The following is a 15,256-nucleotide window of genomic DNA, read 5'->3' on the forward strand; positions in this document are numbered from 1 at the left end:
AAGGCTTCTTTTGCCTGTAGTGGATATAAAAAAGAATCGTATCAGGCGATACGATTCTAAAAACACAAATGATGAAAAAAAATTTATTACCTTGACTTGTTCCCTCATTCAAGGCGATGTAAAAGTACAATATATTTTATAAATACAAAAACATTTCTATCCTTTTTTAAAACTTTATGAAAACTTTATGATTTTTTAAGTTTATTTGAGTTCATTTACAATTCAATTCAATCATAAACAAAACCAACACATTACGTAAAAGCAGCAAATAAACAGCGTATAACGTACAAAAAAAACAAAAAACAACTTAATTGATTGAAAACAAAATATTCCAGTTATCTCATCCTTTTTATCTTTTAAAAAATTAGAGTTATTAATGGTTTTAATGAAAATATTTCTACAATTTATATTCTTTTTAGAATTCCAAAATAAGGTCATTTTTATGATAAAAAAAGAGTACAATCAAATACTATAATTGTAACCTAGTTTATATAAAAATTACTATCATTTTTTATTTTCAGGTTGATAATCGGGATGGCCTAATTGCCAGAATGCAAAAGCGAATATATCTCCAAGATTCGAATATCGCTGTGCTATGGGTACATTCCCTGAATGACCGCCTTCAAAATCTATTTTTAATAATATGGGGCTGTCAGAAGTATTGGCCGCCGTTAATCTGGCTGCAAATTTTGCAGGCATCCATGGGGTCACTCTCTGATCGTTTATCCCTGCTGTTATAAACGTTGCAGGATAATGAGCTCCTTTTTGAATATGATGGTAGGCATCCATTTCCAAAAGTCCTTTAAATTCTTTAGGATCTTTTATTGTTCCAAATTCTTTTGGTTGGCTATTGATGGCAGCTTCATCCCTCAGCATATTCAGTGCTCCTACTTCTGCAATAACAGCTTTAAACAGGTCCGGTCTTTCAGTCATTGCTCTCCCAACAGTAATTCCTCCTGCACTACCTCCCCAAATAGCGACTTTATCTTTTGATGTATATTTTTCATTGATGAAATACTCTGTACAGTCTATCAGATCTCTCCATGTGTTGGGTTTTGTTTCTTTATAGCCTGTCAATCGCCACTGTTCACCTTTTTCACCCCCTCCTCGTACGTGAGCAATAGCAACCATTCCTCCTTCATTGGCCCATAATAAATACGTTTTAGCAAAAAAGGGAGTACTGGATACTCCGTAGGACCCATAACTGTCTATTAATAAAGGATTCTGACCATTCTTCTTAGTATTTTTATTATAAATTAAAGAAACAGGAACTTCTTCACCATCCCTGGCTTTTATGGTCATTTCTTTCACTATGATATCTTTAAATTCAGGATATTCTGCAACAGGCGCAAGGTTTTCCGGTTTGAAACTGTTTGTTTTTGCATCATAACTAAAGCGCTGTTCTTCATTGGCCCATCCGGAACAAGTGATCCAGATATCAGAGAATTTCTCTCCTTTGCTTTCCAAACTAATATTTCCTGACGGAAAAGGAATCTGAATCTGCTGATCTTTTCCGTCTTTATACAGATACAATTTAGATTCTACCCCGTTTTTTGTTGTTGTATAATAGATACCGTCATTGGTTATCCGATAGCTCTTAATGATCTCCCCTTTCTTCTCAGGTACTAAAACTTCAGCATTCTTAAAGTCTGGATTTTTAATATTGGTTTTAGAAAGTTTAATAAAAGGAGCGTTGTAGTTAGACTGAAAAATAAGATGGTCTTTCTGTACACTTATATTTTTTGCCTGATCATCTGAGTCAGATAAAGGTATCCAGTTATTCTTTCCTTCCAATAAGTCTTTCTTCTTAATAATGAAGGTTTTTCTGTAGGTCTGGAAATCCACCAGCATTCCTATATAATATTGCTGATTCTGATTAAAATTCAAAATCATAGGAAACTGATCTTCTGTCATATGAAGATCAGGATTGTTTTTGGCAGAAAAAACCTCTCGAATAGTATTGGGATTTGTTCCCAGTTTATATAAAACCGTTCGTGTATTCTTATAAAAATCTTTGGATTTAGGATCAGTTACAGAAAAAGCAACGTAGAAAAAACCGGTGTTGTCATCCAGCCATTTTATACCGTCAAACGTAGCAGGCGCTGCATTGGTAATAATTTCGGGACGGATATTCTTTGTTTTAACATCCATCATGATAACATCTGCCATTTCATTTCCTTTTTCAGACATGGAAATAGCAATTTTGTTCCCGTCCCAGCTTGGACTGATATAATTGATCACAAAATTATGGTTGGGCTCAGAACTTTTATATTCAACAGGATCGTACAGCAGTTGTTCCTTTCCTGAAAATCCATCTCTATAATACAATTTAGCGACTTTATCATCTGCTTTTTTCTTTAGGTAGAAATATTTATTATTACCGGATATTACTAAGTCTGACACAGAATGTCCCTGTCTTTTATCAATTTCCAGTCTTTTCTCTGCGTAATAATTTCTTTTAGGAATCCGATTAAGAACGGAATTGGTATAGATAGTTTGAGACTTCATCCAGTCTTTCGTCGAAGAACTTTCCAGATCTTCTAAATTCCTGTATTCATCAGTAATTTTAGTTCCGAAATATTCTTCTGTTATAGGTTGGGAAGGTGCCGGATTGTTTTTTTGAGCATAAGCCGTAATAGCCGTACATAAAGAAAGGCTCAGAAATAATTTATGGTTCATTAGCATTGTTTTCAATTGAATAATATCCGATTTCATGGATTATCGGTCTGTAAAATTAAATATTTTTCCAGCAATTATTTTTTTTCTGAAATATTATCATGCTATATTTTTTAGTCATGAAGAGAAAATAAGGGTGAACGAAAAATATACTAATCAAAAAATTGATGAGGAAATTTTGGCATTCTACTCTTTTATAATAGGAATTTCTATATAACTATCAGTATACCATTTGATATCCAAAGCTTCTTTAGCATCGGCAATGGTTTCTGTACTTACATCTTTTCCTGTACCATAATTTATTTGGGCATCTGCACTTTTCCTGATTCCTAAAATCACTATAAGCTTACTCCCTTTTTCTATCTTTCTTCCTGTAGAAAAGGTATTATGTATTGGAATAGATTCTTTGGCAAGTGGTTTCAGCAATTTCCTTTTTGTATTGTTTTTGGCATAGCTCGCTCGTGCAAAATAATCATGAGATACTTTAAGATACTGCCCGGTAGGTAGCTTTTCATAGAACTCCATCGTAATATCCATATCTTTTTTATTAATGGAAGCCCTTAGTTTTCCTGTAAAATTCCCAATGATTTTAACAGCAGTATCAAAAACATCAGTTTCGAAAATAAGCTTTAAAAACAATTTATCAAAATCACCTCCTTAATCTTGTTTAACTCATCAATAATGCAACAATCTTAAGATTGTTCACCAATTATAAACAAACTTATAAAAGCTTTTCAAACCTTCCATCAGAAAAATAAAATATTGAAAGTCAAATCAAATCCGCCAACACCTGATTATATCTCACTAATTAAAGAAAAATATTTTTGTATATTTAAAACATCTGTGTATTTTAGATAAAAATATTAATATGATTTTTGACAAACTAATTAACTATCTTAAACTCGATAAACAGGAGTTCATATTCCAATTTAATTCCCATCCAAACTACCCGTCAGCACTAGCTTTTAGTGATACACTGAACTTTATGGGAGTTAAAAATGATGCTTATGAACTTGATAAAGAATATTGGGACGAACTGCCTGAAGAATTTATTGCTATTGTCGAAAATTCTTTCTCGCTTGTAAAAAAATCAGGAAGTAACTACTCAGTATATTCAGAAAAGGCCAAAACATTTGAAAAGGAAGAACTTTATAAAAAGTCTACCGATTTCGTTCTTCTGTTCGAAAAATCTGAAAATGCAGAAAGCAAGCTGGCATTCAATTTCAAGCCTATATTATATGGTATTTTTGCTATTGTACTTGCTTACTCATTCATAAGCCAAACCATCTACGAAGCGGTATTTAATCTCCTTTCCCTGGCTGGAGTTTATATTTCATTAGAAATTTTCAATCAGAAATTTGGGAATACTTCTACAGTGATTGGAAGCATCTGCGGCGGTGGCGATGCAGCGGCCCAAAGTGTAAATGCCTGTGATAAAATCATCAAACAAGATAAAACCAGCATTTTAGGTTTAAAGTTCTCCGACTTTTCTTTGATCTATTTCGCGGGACTTGCCATATTGGGGTTATTTTTACCTGCAACAGCTTATCTGGTAAAAGGTTTTACTTTTGTTTCGATAATTGCTATCGGATATTCTGTTTATATTCAGGCTTTTGTAGAAAAAACATTTTGTAGAGTTTGTCTTATTATTATTTCAATTCTGGTCGCTCAGCTTATTCTAAGTATTGTATTCTTTCAAAACCTGTCTTTTGGAATTGGAGCTTTGTTGCTAACAATCATTTTGTGGGCAATTGTTTTTTCAGCAGTGATTTACTTTAATACTCTTCTTGAAGAAAAAGAAACACTTCAAAAGTCTAATGCAAAAAACCTTAGATTCAAAAGAAATTATGAGCTTTTCAAAAGCCAGTTACAACAAAATGATAAAATAGATTTTGTGGATAATCAGACTTTCTCTGTAGGGAATAAAGATGCCAAACTTCGTATTTCCATTGTTTCTAATCCTTATTGTGGCTTTTGTAAAGACGCACACAAGCTGGCTGAAGGTCTTCTGGAAAAATATCCTAATGACGTTTCTCTACAGATGCGATTCAATTATAATCCTGAAAGAACGAATGAAAAGTATACACAACTGATCTCCGACCTTACTCATATCTATCACAATAAATACGAAAAAGATTTCCTTCATGCTGTAGAAACATGGTTTGAAACGAAAGACGAGAGTAAAATTAATGCTCTTTCCGGAGGAGTTGCAACGTCAGAAAACCTGAATCCATTGGTTGAAATGTCCGTAGACAACAGTAATGCAGGATTAAGTTTTACTCCTATCTTTATCATTAATGGTTATCAGTTCCCGGATAAGTATGACCGTGAGGATCTTTTATTCTTTATTGATGAATTAATAGATGATGAAGAGCTTTAGCAAATAAATCTCATCCGGTTAAAAATTTTACTATCTTAGAAAAACAAATCGATATCCGAAAACCTAATAAACTAAAAACTATTGATTATGAAAAATCTTAAATTACTTTCGAGAGAGAATTTAAGGATATTCCAAGGAGGAATCACCCAGGAGTGTGCGAGAATTCAGAGCGAAGCAAGCTATTGCGAGTCTAAAACCAATCCACCTAAAGAAGGAGCTATTAACGCTTGCAACAAATGGTGCTACTACTAGCCACCCATTCATTGAGTTAGAATATTGAATACAATTAAAAATGTCGTCATCCAGTGACGACATTTTATAATGAGAATTAGTTTTGAAGAAATTTCCTTTTTATAAGCAACCAGACACTAAAGACTGTGGTCCTACCTGCCTTAGAATCGTAAGCAAACATTACGGTAAAAGCATCTCTCTGCAACAAATCCGTAATCTCTCTGAAACGACTCGAGAAGGCAGCAGTCTCCTTGGGTTGAGTGATGCTGCAGAAAACCTGGGATTCCGTTCAATGGGAGTCCAAATCGACTTTAATACCCTCACAGAAGAAGTTCCTTTTCCTTGTATTGCACACTGGAACAAGAATCATTTTGTTGTAGTTTATAAAATTGATAAAAACAACAAGGTATATATATCAGATCCCAGTTATGGGCTGATTACCTATACCCGTGAAGAATTCATCAAATCCTGGATAGGGGAAAATGCCAATGAAAATACCGAAGAAGGTATTATTCTGATATTGGAAACAACTCCTTCATTCTTCCAGACAGAATTTGATAACGAAGAAAGTAAAGCCAGTTTCTCTTTTCTTTCCAAATATCTACTGAAGTACAAATCGCTGGTTATTCAGCTTGCAGTAGGATTATTGGGAGGAAGTTTACTGTCTCTTATTTTCCCTTTCCTTACTCAAAGTATTGTAGACGTCGGAATCCAAAATCAGGATATCAACTTTATTTATATGGTTCTTCTCGCTCAGGTTATGCTTTTCCTGGGAAGAATGGGGATAGAAACAATCCGAAGCTGGATTCTTCTTCACCTTTCAGCAAGAATCAATATTTCAATTATTTCCGATTTCTTCATCAAATTGATGAAACTTCCTATCAGCTTTTTCGATACGAGAATGACTGGAGACATCATGCAGAGAATTAATGATCACCATAGAATAGAACAGTTATTGACGAGTTCTTCACTCAATACCCTATTCTCATTGGTTAACCTTATTATTTTTAGCGTTGTCTTATTGCTTTATGATTACAGACTATTCATTGTATATCTTGTGGGAGCTGTATCCTATATCGGATGGATCACCTTCTTCCTGAAAAAGAGAAAAGAACTTGATTATAAAAGATTCTCTCAGGTATCTCAGGAACAAAGTAAAGTGATAGAGCTCATCAACGGAATGCAGGAAATCAAAATGCATAATGCTGAGAAACAAAAAAGATGGGATTGGGAGTTTTTACAGGTAAAACTGTTTAAGATCAGAATAAAATCTTTATCACTAGAACAATGGCAGTCTGTAGGAGGAAACTTCATCAACCAGATGAAAGATATTTTGGTAAGCTTCCTTTCTGCAAAGCTTGTTTTAAGTGGAAACCTTACTCTGGGGATGATGCTTTCGGTACAGTATATTATCGGACAGCTGAACAGTCCACTTTTACAGCTTATCGACTTTATCAAACAGACCCAGGATGCTAAAATTTCCCTTGAAAGATTGGGTGAAATCCATGATAAAGACGATGAAGAAGATAAAAACGAGCACTATGCTACGGATGTTCCTCAGAAAGATCTTCAAATCGTAGATATGTCATTCAGATATATCGGTTCTGATGTTCCTGTTTTTGAAAATCTGAATCTTACCATTCCTTATCGCCAGACGACAGCTATTGTAGGAGCCAGTGGAAGTGGAAAGACAACACTTCTCAAACTTCTGATGAAATTCTACGAACCTGATAAAGGAGAGATTAAAATCGGAAGTACCAACCTTAAAAATGTTTCCCCTAGATTCTGGAGAGATCATTGCGGAGTGGTGATGCAGGAAGGATACGTCTTCAATGATACCATTGCCAACAATATTGCGATAGGTGAAGATCATATTGATAAACAAAAACTTAGACGTGCAGTAGAAATTGCCAACATCAAAGAATTCATAGAAACTCTTCCATTAAGCTACAATACAAAGATCGGAAATGAAGGTGTAGGAGTTAGTGGAGGTCAAAAGCAGAGACTCTTCATTGCCAGAGCAGTATATAAGTCTCCGGAATACATCCTATTTGACGAAGCGACATCTGCTCTAGATGCCAATAACGAGAAAGTAATTATGGAAAATCTTGAGCAGTTCTTTAAAGGCAAAACAGCCATCGTTATTGCACACAGATTATCTACTGTGAGACATGCCGATAAAATCATTGTACTGGACAGAGGAAAGGTAGTAGAAGAAGGCAGCCATGCTGAACTGGTAGATCTTAGAGGAGAATATTACAGATTGGTAAGAAACCAACTGGAGTTAGGTAGTTAACCAAAGAGTATCTACATATAGCGGGATCCGAAAAGCTTATAGAGTAGGAAAATAAAATATTAATTAATCATGAAAAATATAAAAAACTTACCCGAAAGAATCTGGTTGTTTTAAACGGAGGTACTATACTTCCTGGAAACGGATATTGTGGTTCTTGGTGTCTTGGAAGCTGGGCATCATGCCGTATCAAACATTTTGAATGTCCATCAGATGCAGACACTTCTCCACCATCATGGTATGATGGAACCTGTCCTATTATTTAAATTATATTCCCCCTGAAATACGGTGGAAATTTTACCTCATAAAAATGAAAGAAGACGTTTTAGACAATATTGAACTCCGTTCAGAAAGCGTACAGGATATTCTTACCCAGCCACCTCATTGGATGATACGCTGGGGAAACACTGTTATATTTATTATTCTCCTGCTTATCCTTGTGATGAGTTACCTTATCAAATATCCGGAATTTGTTCCGGCTCCTATTATTGTAACCTCTCAGAATCCTCCTGAAAAAATTGAGGTAAGAACAAGCTCAAGAATTGAAAAAATATTCATTAAAGACCATCAGCATGTAAAGAAAAATGAAGTACTGATGGTGATGCAGTCTGCAGCCAATTATAAAGATATTCTGGCATTAAAGCAAATTGTAGATTCTATCAATCCCAACCAGCTTTATTCATTTCCTCTTTCCCAAACTTCAAGATTTAAGCTTGGGGAATTACAGGGTGAGTATAATAGTTTTGCAAAAGCTTTTCAAGACGAAGAACTTTTTACAAGATTACAGCCTTATGCTCCGGAGAATATTGCAACCAGCCAAAGCATTTCTGAAAACAGAGTAAGAATAGCAACTTTACTGCAACAGAAAAAACTGGAATCTGTAAAGTATGATCTTACCAGAAAAAACTTTAACAGATCTCAGGAACTGTTTAACCAAGGCGTTATTTCTGCTATGGAGCTTGAAAATGAAAAGATAAAATATCTTCAGGCTCAGCAGAATCTTGAAAACATTAATATTTCAATCTCTCAAACGGAAGAAGGAATATCTAATCTTAACAAAACAAGAAGCGGAACAGCCATTAACACTGAAAAAGACAGAATTACATACTCTTCACAAACCTTACAACTTTTCGAACAGCTGAGAAAATCATTAAAACAATGGGAACAAAGCTACCTGGTGATATCATCCATTGATGGAGTTGCCAGTTTTCAGCAGTTTTTCGGCGAGAATCAGTTTGTAAAAAGCGGTGAACCTATCATCTCTATACTTCCGGAAAATAAAGAGAAATTAGTGGGTCGTATGTCCGTCCCTACTACCAACTCCGGAAAAATCAAAGCTGGAGAAAAAGTATTGATCAAACTTGATAACTACCGTTTCCAGGAATATGGTATTATAGAAGGAAAAGTACAGAACATTTCTTTAATTCCTGACGATAAAGGAAATTACTATGTAGATGTTGTATTACCGAAAGGATTAAAAACAAGCTATAATAAAAACCTTGTATTCGACAAAGAGCTTCGAGGGAGCGCAGAGATCGTAACTCAGGATTTAAGACTTATTGAAAGGTTCTTCTACCAGATCAGAAAGCTATTGGGATATCAATCCTAATATTGAGCTATTCCATACAAATTATAATACCCTTGAAGTTCGAGGGTATTGTTTTATTCAACAAACACATAATCATAAAAACTACACCAATTATACCATGTTAAACCGAATTTTTCTATTTCTACTGATGAGTAGCTTTTTCACCTCTGCACAGACTCATCGTTTTGTGTACGAACTACAATTCAAAATAGATTCAACTTCTGCAGATTATATTAAAACCAAAATGGTTTTGGACGTTAACCCCAAAGATGTCAAATTCTACGAATATAAGTTTCTTAGAATGGATTCTATAAATAAGGCTAATCAGAACTACGGTTTTAGAACGTGGGGTTTTCAAAATATTATCACAAGAGAACGGAGCTCTTTTAAAAACAAAAATTTTGAAAAATCAGATGACTTATTTGTCTATCAAACGGATGACCCTATGAAATGGAATTTAAGCAACGAGACAAAAATGGCAGATCAGTATCTTCTGCAAAAAGCTACGACATCCTTTGGAGGAAGATCATGGACGGCATGGTTCTGCAAAGACATCCCTTACAATGAAGGCCCTTATAAATTCAGAGGCTTACCTGGATTGATATTCCAAATCTACGATTCAAAAAGTCAGTTCAAATATAACCTGATGGATTCAAAATTATTTGATATGACTTATGATACCACTGGTTTTATAGAAAACTATGCCGGCACGAAACCTTTGCAGGTTAGTGAGCAAATGGTTCAGAAAAAGAAATTGGAGAAGTTCAATGACCCTTTTAAAGAATTCATGTTGCAATTGGACAAACAGCCAGGAGCAAAATATTTCTATAAAAATATACAGATTACGAGTAAAGACCAATTAAAAGCATTAGAGAAACAGGTTAAGGAAACAATGATAAGAGAAAATAATCCAATTGAAATTAACAACGCGATTCATTATAGAAAATAATTCGCAGCTCAATCCTTGTAAACGCTAAAACTAACGACTTAAGATTACAGAGTAGAAGAGTGAAGTGTAATACCCTTTTTCTTATTCGGGCAGCTTCATTTTTTTGTAGAGTCTTTTGCTTTTGTACATGATTGAGAAAAAGAATCTGTAATAAAAAAAGAGAGACCGCAATCACTTGATTGCGGTCTCTTGTAGCGAAGACGGGAATTGAACCCGTGACCTCAGGGTTATGAATCCTGCGCTCTAACCAACTGAGCTACCTCGCCGTTTTGGTGGTGCAAATATAGAAAATATTTCTTTACTACCAAAATTATTTTAACTTAAAATATTCCAAAACATCTCCAACATGATCTGGTTTGCTGATTATCTTGTTGTTAGCATCTAAAATAAAATACGTCGGAGTTGCATGAACATTGTAAGTATCTACGTAACTACTGTTCCATCCTCTCAATTCTGAATCATTGATCCAAGGAAATGCAGCAATCTTTTTAGAATAAGAGTCTTTATCTACATCTAAAGAAAGACCTACAATCTGAATATTCTTTGCTTTAAGATCGTTGTATTTTTCCAATAGTTTTGGAAGTTCACTTTCGCAGTGTGAGCATGTAGAAGACCAGAAAATAACAACCTTCTTATCGGCTTTTACATCGTAAAGAGACTTCGCGGTAGAGTTAACCGGTGACTGGAACTTATAATTAGGAAAAGCAGCCCCCATTTCCACGTTTGCATTAGATTTCAATGTGGAAGCCAGCCTGTCATTGATAGTGCATTTAAGACCCTTTGCAAGCCCAAGGTACTTCGTTTTGAATTCATCCATCTGATAGACATCAAAAATATCAATCAGTTCAGATAAAACAGTCTGCCCTCTTGGTGTTTCAACTTTCAAACGGTCAAGAAGTTTATCTACTGAAGCCGCTACGTTGGTATTTCCTCCTGCATTCAAATAGGCTACCAATACTGGTCTTAGTAATGATGAGCTTTCCAGCATGTCTCCCGACTTGTCCAGAAAGTCTACAATTTCGTCCGGATTTACCTTTTTGGAGGTATCCATCTGGTTTCCTAAAAACTTGCTGTAATTCGTATTGTAATAAGCTATAAACGGATGTTTTGCTGCATCGATTGAATTAGCAGAACCGGAAAGTCTGTCAATCTCTGTTTTCAGCGCTTTTCCAAAGTCTGTATTATCCTTATAATATTCTTTGATCTGACTTAAAGCCGGAAGGATAAGTTCTTTTTTCTGTGAACCTTCCTGCTGCTTACTCATTAGATCATTGGCTTCATCAAGATAGATAACATCTTTAATTTTGCTATTCTGGATATCAAGTTTAAAGCTGATATTTTTATTCTCAGAGATAAAGCTTACAGTATTATTTGACGATGGGAAATAAACTTTCATCATTCCCATATAATTACTTGGATATTTAAAGGTCCATGTATTGTTCTTACTTTGCTCTTTCGTAACAATAATATCTTTCGAACCGTTTAATGTATATAGTATAGCATCCTGATCTTTAAATTCTGCAGGAGTCTGAACTGTAACTGTAAATTGAGCCTGCAGAGCAAATGCAGTTAAAACTGCAGATAGCATATAAATCTTTTTCATAGAGTAAAAATAAAAAAACTCTCCGATTAATCAGAGAGTTTAATATTATTTTAATAAAATTTTATGCTTTTATGCTTTTATACTTCTTTGTATAAAATAAAATCAATGCGATTGCTACAATAGAAAGTACATATACATACATATCAATTGGTGAAGCAGGTGCACCTGGTCCTCCACCTCCGGTTCCACCCCTAGCTGCTGAGGCTGGTGCTGGAGGCATTTCCTCTGCATATGCAAATGACATCACAAAAAGGAAAAGAGCCAATACTAGTTTATTAATAGTCTTCATATTATTATTTTAAGATTTTGGTGTTAACAATTACTCCTTTATCAGAAACCACTTTCACAACATAAGAACTCTTCACTGAACCATCAAGTTCAATTACAAAATCCCTAGATGCATCTACTGCTTTCTTAGAGATAATCAGTTTACCACTCATATCATAAACTTCAATATCTGCTTTTTTCCAGCTTGGATCAAATCTAACTATATAATTGCTAACTGCCGGGTTGTATACAACTACGGTTTTAGACAATGCTTTAGTAGTGTCGTTAGCTGCTAGCGTACCTCTATCAGGTTCTCCATAGTAAAGGTTATAAATCTTAGAGCCTACAGGAACTATAGCGCCCTGTTTAGCTTCCTCCGGATTACCATTAGCCGACTTATAGTAGAAACCTGTTCCTGAAGACAACTGATGTACTCCTGCAGGAATCATTTCAGCATTTTCTCTGATCTCAAATTTGTAAGAAACAATTCTCTGACCAGTAGTACCGTAATCAAAATTATCCATTACGATATTTTTTCCTAAGAAGTTACTTTCGTTAGCTTCGTTGATGTACAGCTTATACTGTCCAGAATAGTTAGGATCTTGTCCTCCATTTAAAGCTTCTTCGTAAGTAATAATACTATTACTATTATCCGTAGCTACCTGCAGTGTAGTTGCATTGGAAATCTGGTGACCTGTTGTTGCATTTGGAGTAACTACATAATATACTCTAGCTACTTCATTACCTACAGCATCTAAACCAATCACTCCTAATTGTTTTACTGTACTGTTGCTAGATTTCAATGCAGATCGGCTAGCATTTACATTATAATCTGTACCTGCAGCTCTAGCTGTATTGCTAAATCTTCTAAGAGTGTTAAAGTTTAGAGTTTGAGAAGTATTATCTCTTAACTTCATCACAAAAACTCCCATTGGTTTTACGATTAGGTTATTAACATCTCCTACAGGAACATGTGTGTTAATATCAAATGTTATTGTAAGTGGATTAGTAAATGTACTTCCTACATTGTTCACATATTGTACAGTTCCCGGTGAGTATTGAACTCCCCAAATATTGGTGATAGCATTACCATCCGTAATTCCTCCATTCTCAACATATCCGATTCTTGATAAATCTAAGTTTGTTAAAAACGGGTTTCCGAATTCATAAATGTTCTTACCAAAGGTTCCTGCCCATAGGCTGTTCGTTTCTTCGAACTGATCCCAAGCGTAAGAGTTGTATCTCTCGTTATAAGAGTTTCTATTATTACCTCCAGGTCCAAAATCGATTCCGTTACCAGCATTCATTAAAGTTGCTGTAGCGAGTGTGGAAAAAGGCTTACCGTTAATATTAAACACTGCGTTAGCTCCCCCCGGAGGAGTGCTAAGATCCAAATTGTTATTACTAGACCCAAGCATATAATAGTTATAAGCTGTAGCAGTTGAAGTAGTTGAAGTAATAGGTTTTGTATCACTTACAACGGTTGCATTATTCCATGCTAAAATTTCATTTTTGGAGTATCTGGTGTTGCTGAACGTTTTATTAAGTTCTCCAGAAAGGCTAGAAAGTACTTTATCGCTAAAAGGTAAACCTATCTGCTGATAGAAATTACCATTACCATGTTTAGCATTTCTGTACTCTTTAGTTACAGTACCCGTAACGTTGGATTGGGATAATCCGTCTACATATAATTGACCATATGTAGAAGTCGCATAGGAACTTGGGGTATTTAATCTTAAAACGATATTCCCTCCATCGGTTTTATCTGCGCCTCCGGTATCAATTGTTTTAAAAGAGTCAGTGGCTGTACCTACAACCATGACATTACCATGTACATCCAAAAGGCCATTACCCCTTGTTTGTACACCACCACCGCTATAAACTAGGGTGCCTTCGCTCACATACATATTAGCGTTAGTGTCAACGTGACATAGAACATTCTGCGCCTGAACAGAATAGCTAACGGCTAAAAGACCTATAGCAAATAAACTTTTTCTCATTGTATAAATTATTTGTGTGTTAATACAATCTTCACCCGCAAAGGTATTATTTTTTTCCAAAAAAAAAAAAATATTTTATCTATTAATCAAAATATTATCTTCTGTCAGTACAATTTCTTTTTCTTCTCCGATTGAAAACATGTAGTCTTCCAAAACTTTTTCAGTGGTTCCTCGTAGTCCTCTGGCACCCAATCCTTTCTCAATAGTTTCTTCTACAATTCTCTCAATGGCGCCATCTGTAATGACCAAATCTGTACCATCCATTTTGAAAAGCTCCACAAACTGATTCACGATTGAGTTTTTAGGCTCTTTCATAATTCTTACCAACGTCTCTTTCGTGAGTTTATCGAGATAAGTAATGATTGGAAATCTTCCTAAAAGTTCCGGAATTAATCCGAAAGAACGAAGGTCGATCGCATTAATATTTGTTAATATATATTCATCTTCATCCGTCTTATTGATCTTTTCAGAGCTGAAACCAATAGCCTGTTTGTTCATTCTTCTTTCAATGATCTCCTTGATTCCGTCAAAAGCTCCTCCTGCAATAAATAGAATGTTTTGAGTATTCACCTGAATATATTTCTGATCTGGGTGCTTTCTACCTCCCTGTGGTGGTACATTTACAATACTTCCTTCCAGCAATTTCAACAGCCCCTGTTGTACTCCTTCTCCTGAAACGTCTCTTGTAATACTTGGATTGTCGGATTTTCTTGCGATTTTGTCAATTTCATCAATGAAAACAATTCCTTTTTCGGCTTTCTCCACATCATAGTCTGCTACCATCAGCAATCTTGAAAGAATACTTTCTACATCTTCCCCCACATATCCGGCTTCTGTAAGAATCGTAGCATCTACAATACAGAAAGGTACATTAAGTTCTCTTGCGATAGTTTTGGCCAATAGGGTTTTTCCTGTCCCCGTCTCCCCTATCATAATGATATTCGACTTTTCAAGCTCTACCTCACGGTTTTCGTCTTTGGCATGAAGCAATCTTTTATAGTGGTTATAAACGGCAATCGAAAGTTGCTTTTTAGCCTGATCCTGTCCTATAACATACTGATCAAGGAACGTCTTGATTTCTTTAGGCTTTTTCAGATCTGCCATACTGTCTGCAGGAGAATATTCGGTTTTGGAAGCGCCGTCTTTTACTATAGCGTGCGCCTGCTCTATACAATTTTCACAAATAAAACCATTCTGCCCAGAGATCAGCATCTGTACTTCACTTCTTTTTCTGCCGCAGAAAGAACATTGGTTTGAGTTCATATTATT

The 15,256-nt window shown here is 35.2% G+C and carries 10 protein-coding genes and 1 tRNA gene; 4 read left to right on the forward strand and 7 right to left on the reverse strand.

Annotated elements, in window-relative coordinates; all coding sequences use genetic code 11:
- Positions 1-504: 504 nt before the first annotated feature.
- Positions 505-2,679: a prolyl oligopeptidase family serine peptidase gene (locus ACL9RH_RS22880; protein ID WP_422695641.1), complete on the reverse strand. Its 2,175-nt coding sequence runs from the start codon at positions 2,677-2,679 to the stop codon at positions 505-507.
- 183 nt (positions 2,680-2,862) lie between these two features.
- On the reverse strand, positions 2,863-3,315 hold the full coding sequence (locus ACL9RH_RS22885; protein WP_422695642.1) for a hypothetical protein: 453 nt from the start codon (positions 3,313-3,315) through the stop codon (positions 2,863-2,865).
- 229 nt (positions 3,316-3,544) lie between these two features.
- Between ACL9RH_RS22885 and ACL9RH_RS22890 the strand changes: the two genes are divergently transcribed.
- From ACL9RH_RS22890 to ACL9RH_RS22905, 4 genes are all read left to right on the forward strand, one after another.
- Positions 3,545-5,056 carry a vitamin K epoxide reductase family protein gene (locus tag ACL9RH_RS22890; protein ID WP_422695643.1) on the forward strand — a complete coding sequence of 504 codons (1,512 nt, stop codon included), beginning with the start codon at positions 3,545-3,547 and terminating at the stop codon, positions 5,054-5,056.
- Between the two features lie 334 nt (positions 5,057-5,390).
- Positions 5,391-7,583 (forward strand): peptidase domain-containing ABC transporter, encoded by a 2,193-nt coding sequence (locus ACL9RH_RS22895; protein ID WP_422695644.1) that lies wholly within the window; start codon positions 5,391-5,393, stop codon positions 7,581-7,583.
- A 307-nt stretch (positions 7,584-7,890) separates the two neighbouring features.
- Positions 7,891-9,189 (forward strand): HlyD family secretion protein, encoded by a 1,299-nt coding sequence (locus tag ACL9RH_RS22900; protein WP_422695645.1) that lies wholly within the window; start codon positions 7,891-7,893, stop codon positions 9,187-9,189.
- Positions 9,190-9,286: 97 nt separating this feature from the next.
- The gene (locus tag ACL9RH_RS22905; protein ID WP_422695646.1) at positions 9,287-10,117 is read left to right on the forward strand and encodes a GLPGLI family protein; all 831 of its coding nucleotides are present in this window, start codon (positions 9,287-9,289) and stop codon (positions 10,115-10,117) included.
- A 192-nt stretch (positions 10,118-10,309) separates the two neighbouring features.
- Here ACL9RH_RS22905 and ACL9RH_RS22910 read toward each other — a convergent pair.
- From ACL9RH_RS22910 to clpX, 5 genes are all read right to left on the reverse strand, one after another.
- Positions 10,310-10,383 (reverse strand) — tRNA-Met (locus tag ACL9RH_RS22910).
- A 44-nt stretch (positions 10,384-10,427) separates the two neighbouring features.
- Positions 10,428-11,720 (reverse strand): TlpA family protein disulfide reductase, encoded by a 1,293-nt coding sequence (locus ACL9RH_RS22915; RefSeq protein WP_422695647.1) that lies wholly within the window; start codon positions 11,718-11,720, stop codon positions 10,428-10,430.
- A 61-nt stretch (positions 11,721-11,781) separates the two neighbouring features.
- Positions 11,782-12,009 carry a signal peptidase gene (locus ACL9RH_RS22920; RefSeq protein ID WP_422695648.1) on the reverse strand — a complete coding sequence of 76 codons (228 nt, stop codon included), beginning with the start codon at positions 12,007-12,009 and terminating at the stop codon, positions 11,782-11,784.
- Positions 12,010-12,013: 4 nt separating this feature from the next.
- Positions 12,014-13,987 (reverse strand): T9SS type A sorting domain-containing protein, encoded by a 1,974-nt coding sequence (locus tag ACL9RH_RS22925; RefSeq protein ID WP_422695649.1) that lies wholly within the window; start codon positions 13,985-13,987, stop codon positions 12,014-12,016.
- 75 nt (positions 13,988-14,062) lie between these two features.
- Positions 14,063-15,250, reverse strand: a complete 1,188-nt coding sequence (gene clpX / locus ACL9RH_RS22930) for an ATP-dependent Clp protease ATP-binding subunit ClpX (RefSeq protein ID WP_422695650.1) — start codon at positions 15,248-15,250, stop codon at positions 14,063-14,065.
- Between the last annotated feature and the right edge of the window lie 6 nt (positions 15,251-15,256).

Source organism: Chryseobacterium sp. Mn2064 (assembly GCF_049319685.1).
Lineage (GTDB): Bacteria > Bacteroidota > Bacteroidia > Flavobacteriales > Weeksellaceae > Chryseobacterium.

What these genes read in the sequence shown, in the direction of transcription:
- ACL9RH_RS22880 (WP_422695641.1), bottom strand. Translation starts at nt 2,679, where the DNA reads ATGAACCATAAATTATTTCTGAGCCTTTCTTTATGTACGGCTATTACG.
- ACL9RH_RS22890 (WP_422695643.1), top strand. Translation starts at nt 3,545, where the DNA reads ATGATTTTTGACAAACTAATTAACTATCTTAAACTCGATAAACAGGAG.
- ACL9RH_RS22900 (WP_422695645.1), top strand. Translation starts at nt 7,891, where the DNA reads ATGAAAGAAGACGTTTTAGACAATATTGAACTCCGTTCAGAAAGCGTA.
- ACL9RH_RS22905 (WP_422695646.1), top strand. Translation starts at nt 9,287, where the DNA reads ATGTTAAACCGAATTTTTCTATTTCTACTGATGAGTAGCTTTTTCACC.
- ACL9RH_RS22915 (WP_422695647.1), bottom strand. Translation starts at nt 11,720, where the DNA reads ATGAAAAAGATTTATATGCTATCTGCAGTTTTAACTGCATTTGCTCTG.
- ACL9RH_RS22920 (WP_422695648.1), bottom strand. Translation starts at nt 12,009, where the DNA reads ATGAAGACTATTAATAAACTAGTATTGGCTCTTTTCCTTTTTGTGATG.
- ACL9RH_RS22925 (WP_422695649.1), bottom strand. Translation starts at nt 13,987, where the DNA reads ATGAGAAAAAGTTTATTTGCTATAGGTCTTTTAGCCGTTAGCTATTCT.
- clpX (WP_422695650.1), bottom strand. Translation starts at nt 15,250, where the DNA reads ATGAACTCAAACCAATGTTCTTTCTGCGGCAGAAAAAGAAGTGAAGTA.